We start from the raw sequence: 15,963 nt of genomic DNA, 5'->3' as shown, positions 1-15,963 counted from the left end.
GGATGCCCGGCCAGGCCGGAAGGGAGCACCGCATGTCCCACCCCGAGCGGCCCACAGCCCCCGAAGTCCATCACCCCATCCCGATCACGGCCGTTGAGCGGTACACGGCGCCGCCGGTGCCTGCTCAGACGGGCGTCGAGCGTGGGCCGGTGGTGTGGGTGCCCGACGCTTACGGGCGCATGGTCCCCATGCCCAAGCACCTCGCCCCACCGCCCGTCCTGGCCACCGAACCGCGCGACCTGTCCCCGCTGCCGCTGCTCGACCCCGTCGCACAGCGCCTCATCGGCGGCGGCATCGGCGGTGGCGCGCTGTCCGCTGGAGTCGGCTACGGCGCCGGGCAGGCCATCAGCGCCGCCGCCGGGTTCGCCTCCGGCGCTGGCCTCTGGCTCGTGCTTCTCCTCCTGCTTCTCCTGCGCGCGCCTGCGGCCCGCGCGGTCTCGGATGGCGGGAGCACGGTCAACATCCGCAAGGCCGTCATCAAACGCAGCCACTTCTACGGCTGACCCACAGGAGGCAACCGATGGCCTGCCGCTCTTGCGCCGGACATCACCCGATCCGCCTGGATGCCTACCCCGCGGGCAACCCCCGTGCCGCGCTGCTCGCCGATCACCGCGCGACCGAGGTTCGCGCGGAGGCGCCGGGACCGGTGCACGTCCACTACGACGCGATCGACGACACCTTCGCTGTCATCCGGACCGATCACCCCGACACCCTCAAGGAGCACTGCGCATGATCATCCCGTCCACGCCCCTGGACTTAGTCCTGGGGGCCGACCAGGCCCGCGCGTTCATCTACGCCCGCGCCCACGAACTGACCCGCGAAGATCTGCTGCCCGAACCGGTGGCCCTGCAGCTCACCGTCGGCCGCGTCCTGCACGGTGACCCCGTCACGCTGGCCGAGCCCGGTCAGGTGTGGACGCTGCGCGCCGGCATCGACCCCGACGACGCCCCGGCCCACCGGCTGGCCATCCACGCCCGGCTTCAGTTCCCGCCGCGCGTCATGGTCGCCGACCTCGACGACCCCACCGGTGAGGTCGACGAACTCCTCCTTGAGGTCCTGGAGCTCTACCAACTCGCCACCTGGTACCCCACCTTCACCGTCTGCGACGGCTGAAGGAACAACTCCCGACGACCACACCGGTGTGGTCCGGCGACGGCGCGGCGCGCGGGCCCCGGCCAGCGCGCAACAAGGCCGATCGCCCGGTCCCCGAAACCGCCGCACTGCCCACGCCCCACCCCCCTTTTTTTTCTTGCATCAGGGCAGGGGAGAGCGGCCGTAGAGGGGATGTCAGCCCTCTACCACTCCACGAAACACGCGGTGACCTGCGCGAACACGGCGTGGCTGAAAACCGTGGCGCAACACCTACCGCAACCTCCTAGCGCAACATCTACCGCAACCTGCGGCGCAACGACCGTTGCACCCCCTCATCCTGCAACTCGGCAAGGAGAGCCCTATGTCGTTCGGCGAGACCCCGATTACGGTCATCGGCAACCTGACCGCCGACCCCGAAGTGCAGTTCACCACCACCGGATCCGCCCTGGCGAAGTTCACCATCGCCTCCACCCCGCGCACCTTCGACAAGGACTCCGGCCAGTGGAAGGACGGCACCACCACGTTCTTTCGCTGCGCCGCCTGGCGCTCCCTCGCGGAGCACGTCGCGGAGTCCCTGACCAAGGGCTCGCGCGTGGTGCTGTCGGGGCGGATCCGCCAGCACAACTGGGAGACCCCCGAGGGCGACAACCGCTCCATGCTCGCCGTCGAAGTCGACGACATCGGCGCGAGCCTGCGCTTCACCACCGTCACCGTCAACGCCAAGCGGACCGCACCGTCCGCCCCGGCCACCGGTGACGATGCGTGGAACACCGCGGGCAAGCCCGCCGAGAAGACCGCCGACATTCCGTTCTAGCTCCGCCCGGGGCGACCGCCCGATCTCGCCAAAGACACGCGGTCGCCCCGGCCAACCAGTCCACAACAGACCTGTTGGAGGCCTCCAGCATGACCCATCACACTGCCGCGCGGCGAGCACACCTCCTCGCCGCCGCCCTGGCCGCAGCCGCGCGCGGCTGGCACGTGCACCCGCTGCGGCCCGGCGGTAAGGGCTCTGCACTCCACGGTGAGCGTGCCTGCCCCCGGACTAGTGAGTGCGCCGACGGGCACCGAAAGTGGGAGCAGCGTGCCACCATCGACCCCGGCCGCATCCGCCGGGCCTGGACTGCGGGCGCGTTCAACGTCGGCATCGCCACGGGTCCCTCGAACCTGATCGTCGTCGACTTGGACGTATCCAAGGACCAGGCGGGGAAGGACAGTTCGGACGCGCCTGACGGCGCGACGTCCTTTGAGGCGCTCTGCGAGCGCGCCGGACAGCCCGTCCCGCTCACCTACACGGTGCGGACCCCCAGCGGCGGACGGCACCTGTACTACACGGTCCGACCAGGCATCCGCCTGTTCAACACCGCCCGCACCGTGGCCCCGAACGTGGACACCCGAGCCTGGGGCGGCAACATCGTGGCCGCCGGCAGCACCACCTCCCAAGGCACCTACGAGGTCATCAACGGCGCCCCGGTGGCGGATCTGCCCGCGTGGCTGCTGCAACACCTCCAGTCCTCGCCCACGTCCGACCGGATGCCCGCTCCGCTCCTCCTGTTCGGGCAGGCCACCCGCCGTGCGGAAGCGTCCCTGGAACGGGAGACTGCCGCAGTCCGGGGCACCTCCGAGGGCGGGCGCAACAACCGGCTGTTGTCGGGCGCCCGCGCCATGGGGCGCTTCATCGCCTGGGGTGAGATCCCCCGGGACGTGGTCGAGACGGCTTTTCAGGCCGCGGGGGAGGCGGCCGGACTCTCCCCGGGCGAGTGCAGGACCACCATCCACAGCGCCCTCAACTGGTCGATCCGCACCTGCCGACCGCGAGCGACAGCATGACCACCACCGCGCCCCGCGGGGGCCTGAAAAGCCGTCCCGCCACCACTGATCACCCATGCACCGCCAACATCACGGCACGACCGGCTCACGGGTGCGGCCGAGAAAGGGCCGCCCGTCAGGGCGTCCTTTCAGCCCTTGCCCCCGACCAGCCCTCGAGCACCCCGCCGTGCAGTGACGGGCGCTTCGCCGTGGCCTGGCTCCACATCTGCGCACCCCGTGGCGCTACCCCCACAGCCGCCTCCACGTGCCTGTGCGGCCGCAACCGCAGCGCCATCGGCCGCCGCAAGGTGCTCGCTCTGATCAACGACCACGAAGCCCACCGCGAGCACTGCCCGCTCCGCACCACTCAGGAAGGGAGGAACGCCGCGTGACCAGCACCAACCCACCCGCCCCGCCCGCTGACGGAGCTGCGCTGCTCAACGAGGTCGAAGCGTTCCACCGCCGCTTCAACATCTTCCCTACCGAACACGCCTACGTCGCCGTCACCCTGTGGGACGCCCACGCCCACCTCATGGACGCGCTTGACGGCACCGCCCGCTTGGCCTTCCTCAGCCCCGAACCGGGCTCGGGCAAGTCACGAGCGTTGGAGATCGTCGAAACGCTCACCCCGCGCGCGGCGACCACCGTCAACGCCTCCGCCAACGCCCTGTTCCGGCTGGTCGCGGCCGACGGGGGCACCCCCACGATCCTCTTCGACGAGATCGACACCGTCTTCGGCCAGAAGGCCGGCGGCAATGAAGAGGTCCGCGGGTTCCTCAACTCCGGCTACCGGCGCGGCGCCAAGTCCCTGCGCTGCGTCGGCGACGGCTCCAACCAGACCACGGAATGGTTCTCCTCGTTCTGCGCCGTTGCTATGGCCGGACTCGGCTCTCTTCCGGACACGATCCTCACCCGCTCCGTCATCATCCGCATGCGCAAGAAAGCCCCCAATGAGAAGTGCGAGCCCTACCGGCGCCGCACCCACGAGAAGCAGGGCCACGCCCTGCGGGACAAGCTCGCCGACTGGACGGCCACCCTCCACGAACAGGTCTCCCAGGCGTGGCCCGAGATGCCCGAGGGTGTCTCGGACCGCCCCGCCGACGTGTGGGAGCCGCTCCTCGCCGTCGCGGACGCGGCAGGTGGCCACTGGCCCGAGCGGGCCCGCGCCGCCTGCGTCGCCCTCATCAAGGCCGCCCAGGAAGGTGACGAAGCCTCCCTCGGCGTGCGGCTGCTGACCGACCTGCGCGACCACGTGTTCTGCGGCGCCGACCGCATGCCCACCGCCGCCATCCTCGAAGTACTCCTCAGGCTCGACGACGCCCCGTGGGCCGACCTGAGCGACGACGGCCAGCACCACAAGCCGCTCACCGCTCGCGGTCTGTCCAAACTCCTGAGCCAGTACGTCCGGCCCGACAACACCCCCATCCGCCCCCGCGGTATCCGCGTCGGAAGCGGCACCCCCAAGGGCTACTACGCCGAAGACCTCAGCGACGCCTGGGCCCGCTACTGCCCCCCTCCCCCCGGAGAATCCGCAACAGCCGAAACATCCGCAACACCGCAGGTCAACAGGGGTGAATCTGTGGCGGAAGGCCCATCCGAGAGCCGCCACATGCTCACGGAAACCGACACACGGCCACTGCGCAGCGTCGGCTGACCGGCCACAGCCGATAGGCGCCGCCGCGCCCGCGCGTGGCGGCACTTATCCGCAACACAATCGGCATCCGCCACAGATTCGAGCCGCTGACCAGCAATGTTGCGGCGTGGCGGATGTTGCGGATTCCCAGAAGGGCCCGACATGAGCGAGCTACGAGGAGGACGCATGGAAGCGGTCGCTCCTGCCGCCGTGACGCAGCGCCGTCTCCACAGCGTGGAAGCCGCGGCCGAGCTTCTCGGCATCGGCCGCACCGCCGCGTACGACGAGATTCGGCTGGGACGTCTGCGCACCGTTCGCCGCGGTCGTCGCCGCCTCGTTCCCCCGGAGTGGATCGACGAGTACGTCGAACTCCTCAAGCGCGAGGCCGAAACCGCCACCTGATCCTGAGAACTGAGCAGGGCCGCACCCGCTCCGGGTGCGGCCCTGCCTTTTGCCCACGGAGGGTACGACCGCATGACCGAGAAACCTGCGAAGCGAAGCAGAGCAGGGCACGGAGACGATTCGATCTATTGGGACAAGTCGAAGAACAGGTACATCGGCGCGGTATCGCTGGGATACACCCCGTCCGGCAGCCGGAAGCGTCCGAAGGTGTCGGGCAAGACCAAGACTGAAGTGCGCCAGAAGCTGCGCGAGCTGCGGAAGGAACTCGCCCGCGGGGCGAGGGCACCGGCCAGCTACACAGTTGCCCAGGCGGTGAATGACTGGCTCTCCCAGGGGCTCAAAGGGAAGGAAGCAACGAGTATCGGGACGTACAGAAGCCTGGCTGACAATCACGTTATTCCACACCTGGGTAAGGCCAGGCTGCGGGATCTTGAAGCCGATGATGTAGACGACTGGCTTGAAGACCGGGCGGAAGTGCTGTCGACCCAATCACTGCGGATGGTGCGTTCGATCCTGCGTCGATCCATCGCTCACGCGCAGAGACGCGGCAGGGCCGTACGGAACGTGGCTGATCTGGTCGACTTACCCGAAGGGCAACCTGGTCGACCGAGCAAGTCCCTGTCCCTCGAGCAGGGTGAGGCAGTTCTGCGTGCCAAGGAAGGCACCTGGATCCACACCTACGTGGTGCTGTCTCTCCTCGTGGGAGTCCGTCCAGAGGAGGCGCGCCCCCTCACCTGGGCACACGTCCACTTCGCGCACGAGGCCACGGACAAACCGCACGTGGACGTCTGGCGCTCCGTGCGCCGGCACGGCGACACCAAGACGCACCGCAGCCGCCGCTCCCTGGCCATGCCGCGACAAGCCGCCCTCGTGATGAAGGCGCAGAAGGAACGACAGCAGGCCGAGTGCCGGGCGACGGGCAGCGAGTGGACGGACGATCGGCTCGTCTTCCCCACCGGGACCGGGAAGAGGCGCGATGCCACGGACGTACGGCGAAACTTTCGGGCACTTCTACACGAAGCGGGCTTCGAGAACCCGGGGGAGTGGACCACGCGGGAGCTGAGGACGAGCTTCGTGTCCCTGCTCTCCGACCACGGGATCCCGATCGAAGTCATCGCCCGCCTGGTCGGCCACAGCGGCAGCGTGACGACGGAGCGGGTCTACCGCAAGCAACTGCGGCCCGTGATCTCCGACGGAGCGGAGGCCATGGACGACATCTTCGGCGACGACGAGTCGGAGGGTGAGGAACCCTCCGGGCAGGACTGATTCAATGCGCCTGGGCTCCCCGTTTGGCTCCCGGAGCTTGAGGGAGCCCGGCGCCACATCGACGTGACGTGCAGGAACCGTTCACCGGTACTGACCACCCCGTTTATCGGATTGGTAAAAAACGTCCAACACGTCTGTCGCCACCGACCCCCCAGACGCAAGTATCCCCGTACCGAGCGAACGACCGAATCGATGTGCGGGAGGCCCCACTTGAGTCGTACCCCGATGACCACGCGGACCAGACGGACGGTGACGTTCGGTTCTGCGGGCACACTCGTCGCGGCGACGTTGATAGCGGGGGCGCTTGCCGCGCCGTCCGCGAGCGCCGATGTCCGGGCCGGCCAGGTCCCGGCCAAGGCCGCGGCCGCCAAGGACCGGGAGGCCGCCGGTGCCGCCGTCGCCGCCCGGCGCGCCGCCAAGAAGGGCATCTCCTGGAAGGACTGTCCCGAGGACTGGGGCATCGCCAAGCCCATCCAGTGCGGCTGGGTCACCGTGCCGCTGGACTACGCCAAGCCGAACGGCAAGCAGATCAAGCTCGCCGTCGACCGCATCGGCAACACCGGGAGCAAGGGCGAGCGCCAGGGCGCGCTGCTCTACAACCCCGGCGGCCCCGGCGCCTCCGGCCTGCGCTTCCCCACCCGCGTCACCACCAAGAACAAGTTGTGGGAGAAGACCGCCAAGGCCTACGACTTCGTGGGCTTCGAGCCCCGCGGCGTCGGCCACTCCACGCCGATCTCCTGCGTCGACCCGCAGGAGTTCGTCAAGGCCCCCAAGCTCGACCCGGTGCCCGACTCCGCGGCCGACAAGCGCGCCCAGCGCAAGCTCGCCGCCGAGTACGCGCAAGGGTGCAAGGAGCGCAGCGGCTGGATGCTGCCGCACATGACGACGCCCAACACCGCCCGCGACCTGGATGTCATCCGCGCGGCGCTGGGTGAGAAGAAGCTCAACTACCTGGGTGTCTCGTACGGGACCTACCTCGGTGCCGTGTACGCCACGCTCTTCCCCACGCACGTGCGCCGCATGGTCTTCGACTCGGTCGTCAACCCCTCGACGAAGAAGATCTGGTACGAGGCCAACCTCGACCAGGACGTCGCCTTCGAGATCCGGCTCAAGGACTGGATGACCTGGGTCGCCAAGTACGACTCGACCTTCCACCTCGGCGACACCGTCGAGAAGGTGCAGGCGCAGTGGACGAAGCTCCGCGCCACCGCCAAGAAGGACCCGCTGGGCGGCGTCGTCGGCCCGGCCGAGCTCGTCTCGTACTTCCAGAGCGCGCCCTACTACGACTCCACCTGGGTCTCCATCGCCACCACCTGGAGCAAGTACGTCGCCGGTGACCCGAAGCCGCTGATCGAGGCCGCCAGCCCCGACCTGTCCGACATCGCCGGCAACAAGGCGTCGGAGAACAGCAACGCCGTCTACACCGCCGTCGAGTGCGCCGACGCCAAGTGGCCCACCAGCTGGAAGAAGTGGGACCGGGACAACACCCGCATCCACAAGGACCACCCGTTCATGACCTGGGCCAACGCCTGGATGAACCTGCCCTGCGCCACCTGGCCCAGCAAGCAGCACAAGCCCGTCGAGGTGAAGACCGGCAAGGGCCTGCCGCCCACGCTGATCGCCCAGGCCACCCGTGACGCCGCCACGCCGTACCCGGGCGGGGTCGAGCTGCACAAGCGGCTCAAGGGCTCGCGTCTGATCACGGAGAAGGACGCCGGTTCGCACGGCATCACCAACCTCGAGAACCCCTGCCTCAACCAGCGGGTCGACAACTACCTGCTCAACGGCAAGCTCGACAGCCGTGACGTGACGTGCACCCCGCACGCCACGCCCAAGCCGTAGTCAGCAGTCAGTACGCAGTGGTCCGTGGTGCTACTGGGAGATCGTTTCCAGCCTCGGCTGGGCGATCTCCCGGTAGTCCGCCGTCCGCAGCGCCAGCGAGCGGTCCAGACGGGCCGCGTTGAAGTACAGCTCCTCGTGCGCCAGCAGGTCCGGGTCCACGACGAGTTCCAGCTCCGGGTCGAAGGAGAACGGCAGGATCGTGCCGCTCACGCTCCCCGAGAGTCGCTCCGCCACCTCCTGCGTGGCGAAGCCCGCGTACACCCCGCCGAGCAGGGTCTTGAGCGCGTTCAGGTCCACACGCCGGTCGCCGGGGACCACCGCGAGGACGTAGCTCTTCCTCTTCTTGTCCAGCTTCACCATCACCACGATGCACTTCGCGGCCTGCGCCAGCTCATTGCCGCGCAGCGCGCTCACCGCCTCCGTCGCGCCCTCCGGCGCGTGTTCGATGACGCGGTAGTGCGCGCCGCGCTCCTCCAGCAGTCCGATGAGTTTCGTGTACTGGGCGTGCTCGGTCACCTCAGGCCTCCCGCTGTGCCAGCCAGGCGTCCTCAGCCCGGTAGTCGAAGAGATCGATCACTGGATCATAAGCGCGGGCCAGAACCGGGAACGCCTCGCGCCAGTCCCGGCCGGAGAGCCGGTCCGTCAGCCAACTCACCGTCTCCGGCAGGGAGTCGGCGTACGTCGTGACCGGTTCGTACGCCAAGTCGCGTGCCGCGGCCGACATGTCGTAAATGACGGGGTGCCGAGCCGTCCAGGGCGTGAGGCCGACGCCCTTGCCCGGGGCCTCGCCCTCGATGAGCACCGTCTCGCTCTCGAAGCCGAGTACGGCGTCGACGGCCGCGCCGATCTCCGCGATCGTGGGGGCGTCCGGGTCGCCCGCGTTCAGCACCCGCGCGCCGGGGTGGCGCGCCGCGAGCCGTATCAGCTCCGCCAGGTTGCGCACGTTCACGGGGTGGAAGCGGCTCGCGCCGCCCTCGCTCAGGATCCGGACGCGGCGGCCGTCGAGGACCCGCTTCACGAAGTACAGCTCGCGCGGCGCGCGGCAGTGCGGGCCGTGGATCGCGCCCGCCCGCAGGACCGTCGTCGGCAGCCGGTCGCCGAGCGACAGGAGGCCCTGCTCCAGCTGGATCTTCCGGGTGCCGTACGTCGAGGTGCCGGGCGCCACCGTCCGCTGGCTCTCGGGGATCGGCACCGGGTAGTGAGGGAAGCCGTCCGGCTCGTCCTGGGTGTCGAAGCCGCGGCCCCGCTCGTCCTCGTACACCGCGCCGCTGGAGATCACCACCGCCGAGCCGATCCGGTCGGCGAGCGCCGCGAGCTGCCGGGCGTGCTCCGCCCCGTACGCCACGATGTCGACGAGGACGTCGCAGCCCTCGCCGACCAGCTCCGCGAGCGCCACGTCGTCCGCGCGGTCGAGGCGTGCCGCGCGCACGTCCTGCGGCCATGTGCTGTCGCGCCCGCCACCTTGCGACGCCGCGGTCACCGCCCAGCCGTCCTCGGCCAGCGCCCGGACCGCCGCCCGCCCGACCTGCCCCGTCGCTCCGATCACCACTGCTCGACTCATGACCGGACGGTACGCCCGGGCGGGGCGAGGGCCGCGCGGGTTCTGCGGTCAGCAGACGCGGACGGTGTGGATCCGGGGGCTCCGACTCGACGGCATCCGCCAACTCGACGGCATCCGCCGGGCCGACGGCATCCGCTCAGCCTGACGGGCTCCGCCCGGCCCGTCGGGAGCCCGGCCTCATGGGGTCCGCCCGGCCCCCCAGCACCCGCTCAGCTCAACGGCATCCGCGGGAACTTCCGCCCCGCCACCGCCCGCGCCCCCTCCGCGGCCCCCGCCTCGGCCTCCTCCGCCTTCACCACGGCCGCGTACTTGTCCACGTACTCCTGGCCGGACAGGCCGAGGATCGCGTACATCAGCTCGTCCGTGACCGCGCGCAGGACCGCCTTCTCGCCGTCCATGCCCGCGTAGCGGGAGAATTCGAGGGGCTCGCCGAAGCGGATCGTCACGCGTTGGAAGCGCGGTACGACCTTGCCGGGCGGCTGCGCCTCGAACGTGCCGATCATCGCGCACGGGATCACCGGGACCTGCGCCTTGAGCGCCATCGCGGCGACGCCGACCTTGCCCTTGTACAGGCGGCCGTCGTGCGAGCGGGTGCCCTCCGGGTAGATGCCGAGCAGCTCGCCCTTGCGCAGCACGCCGAGGCCCTCGCGGATCGCGGCCTGGCCCGCCTCCTTGCCGGAGCGGTCCACCGGGATCTGCCCGGCGCTGCGGAAGAACGCCGCGGTGAGCCGTCCTTTGATGCCGGGCCCGGTGAAGTACTCGGCCTTCGCCAGGAACGTGATGCGCCGCTTGATGATGGCGGGCATCAGGAAGTGGTCGGAGAACGACAGGTGGTTCCCGGCGACGATGGCCGCACCGTGCTCCGGAATGTGCTCCAGGCCTTCGATTCTGGGGCGGAACATCAGCCGGAGCAGCGGCCCGAGGAGCACGTACTTGAGCAGTAGGTAGAACATGCGGGCGCCGCCTTCCCCCGGGGGTGGTGCCGACGCACAGTAGTCAATCGGCGGCGCGTGCGCGAGAGCCCGTTCGGGTCTTGTGGATCGTGCGACGCGCGGTCCCAGCCATGAATCCGTACGGGGGAGGCGTTCGCCCCGTACGGGGGAGTGACCGGCGCGGCGGCTTGCCGGGCGGGGCGCCGCGAGGTGCTCTGGCCGGTGCCCGACGTCCCTGACGGCACCGTCCGTGACCGGCGTCCGTCGTTGCCTCCCGGAGGTCCCATGCGCTCGCTCACTGTCACATCGGCCGCCTTGCTCGCGCTCGGCGCGGCCGCCGCGACAGCTGTGCCGTCGGCGGCCGTGTCCGCCGAGGGGACTCCGCCCGGCAAGCACGATGTCTTCCTGACCGTGTCGGGTGACGCGAACACCTGGATCCGCGGTGTGCTGCTGCGCTGTGTGCCCGAGCCGTCGGGGCACCACCCCTTCGCCCGGGAGGCCTGTGCGGAGCTGGACCGAGCGGGTGGCGACTTCGACGAGCTGCCGCGGGAGGACCGTATCTGCACCAAGGAGTACGCCCCGGTCACCGTCGGCGCGACCGGTACGTTCCAGGGGCGGCCGGTCGACTGGCACAGGACGTACGGCAACGCGTGTGAGATGGCGGCGTCGACGGGGCACGTGTTCAGCTTCTGAGCGGCCCGTCCCGGGAGGCGGTCCGCGTCGCCACCGGCCCATGGCTCACGTGGGGCGGGAGAACACCATCGCCACCGTGAGCAGCCCGAGCACGACCCAGCCGAACCACAGCCAGCCGTTGCTCCCGAGCGCCACCGTGTACGCGGTCACCATCACGAGCCCCCCGATGGTGAACGCGCCCATCGTCTTCGTAGAACCAGGCATCGCCCTGCCTCCTCAAACGCAGGTCGGGCGTCCGGTCACCCGGGCGCCGAACCGTGGCCTGAGTCCATCCTCACCCGCGATGCCACCCCGCCGCTAGCGTCCGCGTGCCGCGAGTGACGCCAGGTAGGCGTTGTACTCCTCCAGCTCCTTGTCCCCGTCGCGGTCGGCGGCGCGGTCCTTGCGGCGGCCTTCCCGCTGGTCGGAGCGGTACCACTGGAAGAGCAGGGCGAGCAGCACGAGCACCGAGGGGATCTCGCTGAACGCCCAGGCGATGCCGCCCGCGGCGTTCTGATCGGCGAGCGCCTCGACCCCCAGCGAGGCCGGGGGGTTCTTGTACGTGTCGATCATGGGCTCGGACGCCATCATCAGGGCGATGCCGAAGAACGCGTGGAACGGCATGCCCGCGAACAGCTCCAGCATCCGCATCAGATAGCCGGGGCGGTGCGGGCCCGGGTCCACACCCATGATCGGCCAGAAGAACACCAGGCCGACGGCGAGGAAGTGCACCATCATGCCGATGTGCCCGGCCTTGGAGCCCATCAGAGTGTCGAAGAGCGGTGTGAAGTACAGGGCGTACAGGCTCGCGATGAACAGCGGGATCGTGAACGCGGGGTGCGTGATGATCCGTACGTACCGGCTGTGCAGCAGGGCGAGCAGCAGCTCGCGCGGGCCCTTGCGGCCGCGGCCCGCGACCGGCAGGGCCCTGAGCGCCAGGGTGATCGGAGCGCCCATGAGCAGCAGGATCGGCGAGAGCATGCTGATGATCATGTGCTGCACCATGTGCACGCTGAACAGGACCATGCCGTAGTCGTTCAGCTTGGTGCACATCACGAGCAGGATGGTCAGGACGCCGACGACGAACGAGATCGTGCGGCCCACCGGCCACTTGTCGCCGCGTCGCACCAGGCGGACGACGCCCCACCCGTAGAGGGCGAGGGCCACCAGGCAGCCGATGAGGAAGAAGGGGTCGGCCGAGGGTTCGAGACCCCGCCCCAGCGTGAACGGCGGCAGATCCATGTTCATGCCATGCATGCCGTGCCCGCTGTGATCCATCCGCTGGCTCCTGTTTCGTGCAGATTGTGCGCTGTGTGTCCGCACCAGAGTAGAACCGCCCCCGGCCGCGCTTGCGACCGGGGGCGAGTACTTGAAATACGGGCTACTGGCTCAGAGCACGCACTCCGCTTCCTCGTACCGCTCCTGCGGCACGGTCTTCAGCGTCTCGACGGCCTCGGCCAGCGGCGCCATCACGATGTCCGTGCCCCGCAGCGCCGTCATCCGTCCGAACTCGCCGCGGTGCACGGCCTCCACGGCGTGCCAGCCGAAGCGGGTGGCGAGCACGCGGTCGTACGCCGTGGGGGTGCCGCCGCGCTGCACATGGCCGAGGATCACCGGGCGGGCCTCCTTGCCGAGGCGCTGCTCCAGTTCGATGGAGAGCTGCCGGGCGATGCCCGCGAACCGCTCGTGGCCGTAGACGTCCTTGACGCCCTCGTCGAACTCCATGCTGCCCTCGCGGGGCTTGGCGCCCTCGGCGGCCACGACGATCGCGAACTTCTTGCCCGCCTCGAACCGCTCGCCGACCTTCTTCGCCAACTCCTCGATGTCGAAGGGCCGCTCGGGCACGACGATGGCGTGCGCGCCGGCCGCCATGCCGGAGTGCAGCGCGATCCAGCCGGTGTGCCGGCCCATGACCTCGACGATCAGGACGCGCTGGTGCGACTCGGCGGTGGTCTTCAGCCGGTCGAGGGCCTCGGTGGCGACCCCGACGGCCGTGTCGAAGCCGAACGTCACGTCGGTGACGGCGATGTCGTTGTCGATGGTCTTCGGCACGCCGACGATGGGCAGGCCCGCGTCGGAAAGCAGCCGGGCCGCCTTCAGCGTGCCCTCGCCGCCGATCGGGATGACCGCGTCCAGGCCGAGGTCGACGAGATGGCCCTTGGCGCGCTCGACGCCGTCACGCAGATGGGCGGGCTGCACCCGGGAGGAGCCGAGGATCGTGCCGCCGCGGGCCAGAATGCCGCCGACCGCGTCCAGGTCCAGCTTGCGGTAGTCGCATTCGAGCAGGCCCCGCCAGCCGTCGTGGAAGCCGATGACCTCGTCGCCGTGGTCGACGACGGCGCGGTGGACGACGGACCGGATGACGGCGTTCAGGCCGGGGCAGTCGCCGCCGGAGGTCAGGACACCAATGCGCATAGCACGGATTACCTTTGCTACGTGGGTCGGTGACCGGACCCCGTCGTCCGGCTGGATCGCGGCCACCCTACCGGCGATCGCAGGGACGTCGCAGGGCTGCCCGTCTGCTGGACACGATGCTCACGAGCCGAGACGGACACAGCCCGTCCGGCGTTTGAGGACGAGCGCGGAGCGCGATCGGCGGCGAGGCGGGCCGACCCGCACTGGCGGACTGCCCACCCCGCACCAGGCGGCGCTAGGCCGGTTGCTGCGCCGCGCTGATCCGCTCCGAGCGCAGCGCCTCGTACCAGCGGTCGTCCGTCGGCGGCAGCGCGTTCACGTCGAGGGCCAGCTTCAGGAGCAGGTCCGCGATGAGGGGGTTGCGGGCGAGCACGGGCCCGTGCATGTACGTGCCGAAGACGGTGCCGTTGTACGCGCCCTCCGTGCCGTCCCCGGTGCCGTTGCCCTTGCCGAGGCGGACGCGGGCGAACGGGCGCGAGCCCGGGCCGATGTGCGTGATGCCCTGGTGGTTCTCGAAGCCGGTCAGCTCGGGCAGGCCCAGCTGCGGGTCGATGTCGCCGAGCACGTCGCCGACGCAGCGCTCGCCCTCGCCGCGCGTGGAGACCACGTCGAGCAGGCCGAGGCCGGGCTCGCGCTGGCCGAGGTCGTTGATGAACTCGTTGCCGAGGATCTGGTAGCCGGCGCACACCGAGAAGACGATGGCGCCGTTGCCGACGGCCCGCTGCAGTCCGCCGTCGCGGCGCAGCCGCTCGGAGGCCAGGCGCTGCGGGCGGTCCTCGCCGCCGCCGATCAGGTAGATGTCGCCGGAGGTGGGCACCGGCTGGTCGCTGCGGACGTCGTACCGCTCGACCTGGAGGCCGCGCTGGCGGGCGCGGCGCTCGACGACGAGGGCGTTGCCCTGGTCGCCGTAGGTGCTCAGCAGGTCCGGGTAGACCCACACCAGACGCAGGCTGTTGTCGCTCATGCTCATTGGTCCCTACGAAGCTCTCGAAGTGCTGGGGAGTCCGGCGGCCTCAGTTGCCCACGCGGCGGCGCAGGTCCTGGAACGCGGTGTAGTTCGCGATCGTCTCGATGCGTCCGGGCGGCGCGAGCTGCACGGCCTCGTCGAGCGTCTCGCAGACACGGAAGTCCAGACCCGCGACCTCGAGCCGGACGGCGAGGTCCAGCTTGCGGTCGCCGAGGACGAAGATCGGGCGCCCGGCGAGGCGGGTGTAGTCGACGTCCCACAGCCAGGAGGTGTCCGTGCCGTCGGCGCCGCGGGCGTTCACCGACAGGACCACCGGGGCCGGCGCCGGGTCGATCAGCGAAAACGTTTCGAGCCAGCCCGCCGGGTTCTTCGCGAGCAGAAGGCGCAGGTCACGGCCCTGGAACTGGACGACGTCATAGCGGCCCGCGACGGCCTGCACCTGGTACATCCGCTCCAGGGCGACCTGCGGGGGCACGCCGAACACGGCGGCGACGGCGGCCGAGGAGGCGGCGTTGGCCTTGTTCGCCCGGCCGGGGAGCTGGAGGTGGATGGGCCAGGCGGAGCCGTGCGGGTCCAGGACGTAGTCGCCGGAGAGGGCCCAGCTCGGGGCGGGGCGGCGGAAGCCGCACTCGCCGCAGAACCAGTCGTCGCCGGGGCGCTGCATGACGCCGCCGCACGCCGGGCAGGACCAGGCGTCGTCCTTCCACTCCTGGCCCGCGGCCACCCACACCACGTTCGGCGAGGAGGAGGCGGCCCACACGACCAGCGGGTCGTCGGCGTTGGCGATGACGACGGCCTTGGAACCGGCCAGGCCCTCGCGCCACTTCTCGGCGAGCATGCGGGTCTCACCGGCGCGGTCGAGCTGGTCGCGGGAGAGGTTCAGGAGCGCGATCGCCTTGGGGTCGACGTCACGGGCGACGCCCGCCAGATACTTCTCGTCGACCTCGATGACGCCGAACCGCGCGTCGGAGCCGCCCGCGAGCGCGGAGGTGATTCCGGCGGGCATGTTGGCGCCGAGGGCGTTGGAGACGACCGGGCCGCTGGCACGCAGGGCCTCGGCGATCAGCCGCGTCGTGGTGGTCTTGCCGTTGGTGGCCGAGACGAGCACCACGTCCAGGTGCGTGGCGAGCCTGCCGAGGAGCTCCGGGTCGAGCCGGAGGGCCACCTTGCCGCCGATCACCGATCCGCTGCCGCGGCCCGCCGCGCGCGACACCGCCGCGGCCGCCTTGCCCGCCGTCACGGCCAGCTTGGCCCGCGGCGACAGCGGGTCTGCACTGCCAGGGTGTCCTGCCATCTCTCGTGATCCTCCTTGCGTACGGCGCCGCGCCTGCCCGGCATCGTGTCGGGCCAGCCTATCGAGATCGGCAGACAAGCC

At 70.3% G+C, this 15,963-nt stretch carries 19 protein-coding genes; 11 read left to right on the top strand and 8 right to left on the bottom strand.

From position 1 onward, the window contains the following. The first annotated feature begins 2 nt into the window (after window positions 1-2). From ACFVHO_RS19805 to ACFVHO_RS19765, 9 genes are all read left to right on the top strand, one after another. A complete protein-coding gene (locus tag ACFVHO_RS19805) occupies window positions 3-503 on the top strand; it encodes a hypothetical protein (protein ID WP_385715957.1) in 501 nt (166 codons plus the stop codon). 17 nt (window positions 504-520) lie between these two features. Next, entirely contained in the window at window positions 521-733 is a 213-nt protein-coding gene (locus ACFVHO_RS19800) for a hypothetical protein (protein ID WP_385715954.1), read from the top strand. Then, on the top strand, window positions 730-1,113 hold the full coding sequence (locus ACFVHO_RS19795; protein WP_125263121.1) for a hypothetical protein: 384 nt from the start codon (window positions 730-732) through the stop codon (window positions 1,111-1,113). Before ACFVHO_RS19800 ends, ACFVHO_RS19795 begins: the two co-directional genes overlap by 4 nt. A 340-nt stretch (window positions 1,114-1,453) precedes the next feature. Continuing rightward, the gene (gene ssb, locus ACFVHO_RS19790) at window positions 1,454-1,906 is read left to right on the top strand and encodes a single-stranded DNA-binding protein (protein WP_385715951.1); all 453 of its coding nucleotides are present in this window, start codon (window positions 1,454-1,456) and stop codon (window positions 1,904-1,906) included. A gap of 89 nt (window positions 1,907-1,995) precedes the next feature. After that, window positions 1,996-2,919 (top strand): bifunctional DNA primase/polymerase, encoded by a 924-nt coding sequence (locus ACFVHO_RS19785; RefSeq protein ID WP_385715948.1) that lies wholly within the window; start codon window positions 1,996-1,998, stop codon window positions 2,917-2,919. Window positions 2,920-3,286: 367 nt separating this feature from the next. Continuing rightward, window positions 3,287-4,552: a DUF3631 domain-containing protein gene (locus ACFVHO_RS19780; protein WP_385715945.1), complete on the top strand. Its 1,266-nt coding sequence runs from the start codon at window positions 3,287-3,289 to the stop codon at window positions 4,550-4,552. A gap of 165 nt (window positions 4,553-4,717) precedes the next feature. Next, window positions 4,718-4,933: a helix-turn-helix domain-containing protein gene (locus ACFVHO_RS19775; RefSeq protein ID WP_125263115.1), complete on the top strand. Its 216-nt coding sequence runs from the start codon at window positions 4,718-4,720 to the stop codon at window positions 4,931-4,933. Between the two features lie 72 nt (window positions 4,934-5,005). Beyond that, a complete protein-coding gene (locus ACFVHO_RS19770) occupies window positions 5,006-6,199 on the top strand; it encodes a tyrosine-type recombinase/integrase (protein WP_385715942.1) in 1,194 nt (397 codons plus the stop codon). A 225-nt stretch (window positions 6,200-6,424) separates the two neighbouring features. Next, window positions 6,425-8,041: an alpha/beta hydrolase gene (locus tag ACFVHO_RS19765; RefSeq protein ID WP_385715939.1), complete on the top strand. Its 1,617-nt coding sequence runs from the start codon at window positions 6,425-6,427 to the stop codon at window positions 8,039-8,041. A 30-nt stretch (window positions 8,042-8,071) separates the two neighbouring features. On the opposite strand, the gene ACFVHO_RS19760 is transcribed toward ACFVHO_RS19765, so the two are convergent. Both ACFVHO_RS19760 and ACFVHO_RS19755 read right to left on the bottom strand, forming a co-directional pair. Next, window positions 8,072-8,557, bottom strand: coding sequence for a YbaK/EbsC family protein (locus ACFVHO_RS19760; RefSeq protein ID WP_385715936.1), 486 nt, complete (start codon window positions 8,555-8,557; stop codon window positions 8,072-8,074). Window position 8,558: 1 nt separating this feature from the next. Further along, window positions 8,559-9,602, bottom strand: a complete 1,044-nt coding sequence (locus ACFVHO_RS19755; protein WP_385715933.1) for an NAD-dependent epimerase/dehydratase family protein — start codon at window positions 9,600-9,602, stop codon at window positions 8,559-8,561. Between ACFVHO_RS19755 and ACFVHO_RS19750 the strand changes: the two genes are divergently transcribed. Then, window positions 9,601-9,747, top strand: coding sequence for a hypothetical protein (locus ACFVHO_RS19750; RefSeq protein ID WP_385715930.1), 147 nt, complete (start codon window positions 9,601-9,603; stop codon window positions 9,745-9,747). The genes ACFVHO_RS19755 and ACFVHO_RS19750 overlap by 2 nt on opposite strands. Window positions 9,748-9,811: 64 nt before the next feature. On the opposite strand, the gene ACFVHO_RS19745 is transcribed toward ACFVHO_RS19750, so the two are convergent. Then, window positions 9,812-10,555 carry a lysophospholipid acyltransferase family protein gene (locus ACFVHO_RS19745; protein ID WP_385715927.1) on the bottom strand — a complete coding sequence of 248 codons (744 nt, stop codon included), beginning with the start codon at window positions 10,553-10,555 and terminating at the stop codon, window positions 9,812-9,814. Between the two features lie 264 nt (window positions 10,556-10,819). On the opposite strand from ACFVHO_RS19745, the gene ACFVHO_RS19740 reads away from it, so the two are divergent. Continuing rightward, window positions 10,820-11,227, top strand: coding sequence for a subtilase-type protease inhibitor (locus ACFVHO_RS19740; protein ID WP_385715924.1), 408 nt, complete (start codon window positions 10,820-10,822; stop codon window positions 11,225-11,227). Between the two features lie 45 nt (window positions 11,228-11,272). Here the strand turns inward: ACFVHO_RS19740 and ACFVHO_RS19735 are convergent, their stop codons facing one another. The 5 genes from ACFVHO_RS19735 to ACFVHO_RS19715 all read right to left on the bottom strand — a co-directional run bounded on the left by ACFVHO_RS19735 (window position 11,273) and on the right by ACFVHO_RS19715 (window position 15,882). Next, window positions 11,273-11,431, bottom strand: coding sequence for a hypothetical protein (locus ACFVHO_RS19735; protein ID WP_033264647.1), 159 nt, complete (start codon window positions 11,429-11,431; stop codon window positions 11,273-11,275). Window positions 11,432-11,524: 93 nt separating this feature from the next. Further along, the gene (locus tag ACFVHO_RS19730; protein WP_380858516.1) at window positions 11,525-12,484 is read right to left on the bottom strand and encodes a cytochrome c oxidase assembly protein; all 960 of its coding nucleotides are present in this window, start codon (window positions 12,482-12,484) and stop codon (window positions 11,525-11,527) included. 111 nt (window positions 12,485-12,595) lie between these two features. Further along, window positions 12,596-13,621, bottom strand: a complete 1,026-nt coding sequence (locus tag ACFVHO_RS19725) for a 6-phosphofructokinase (protein WP_385715920.1) — start codon at window positions 13,619-13,621, stop codon at window positions 12,596-12,598. A 235-nt stretch (window positions 13,622-13,856) separates the two neighbouring features. Further along, on the bottom strand, window positions 13,857-14,585 hold the full coding sequence (locus ACFVHO_RS19720) for a type 1 glutamine amidotransferase (protein WP_289953918.1): 729 nt from the start codon (window positions 14,583-14,585) through the stop codon (window positions 13,857-13,859). Window positions 14,586-14,634: 49 nt separating this feature from the next. Beyond that, window positions 14,635-15,882: a MurT ligase domain-containing protein gene (locus ACFVHO_RS19715; RefSeq protein WP_030362405.1), complete on the bottom strand. Its 1,248-nt coding sequence runs from the start codon at window positions 15,880-15,882 to the stop codon at window positions 14,635-14,637. Between the last annotated feature and the right edge of the window lie 81 nt (window positions 15,883-15,963).

Origin of the sequence: Streptomyces sp. NPDC127108 (genome assembly GCF_042677545.1) — a bacterium.
Lineage (GTDB): Bacteria > Actinomycetota > Actinomycetes > Streptomycetales > Streptomycetaceae > Streptomyces.
The sequence above is the reverse complement of the archived record's forward strand: the minus strand, read 5'-3'. Positions and strand labels throughout refer to the sequence as shown.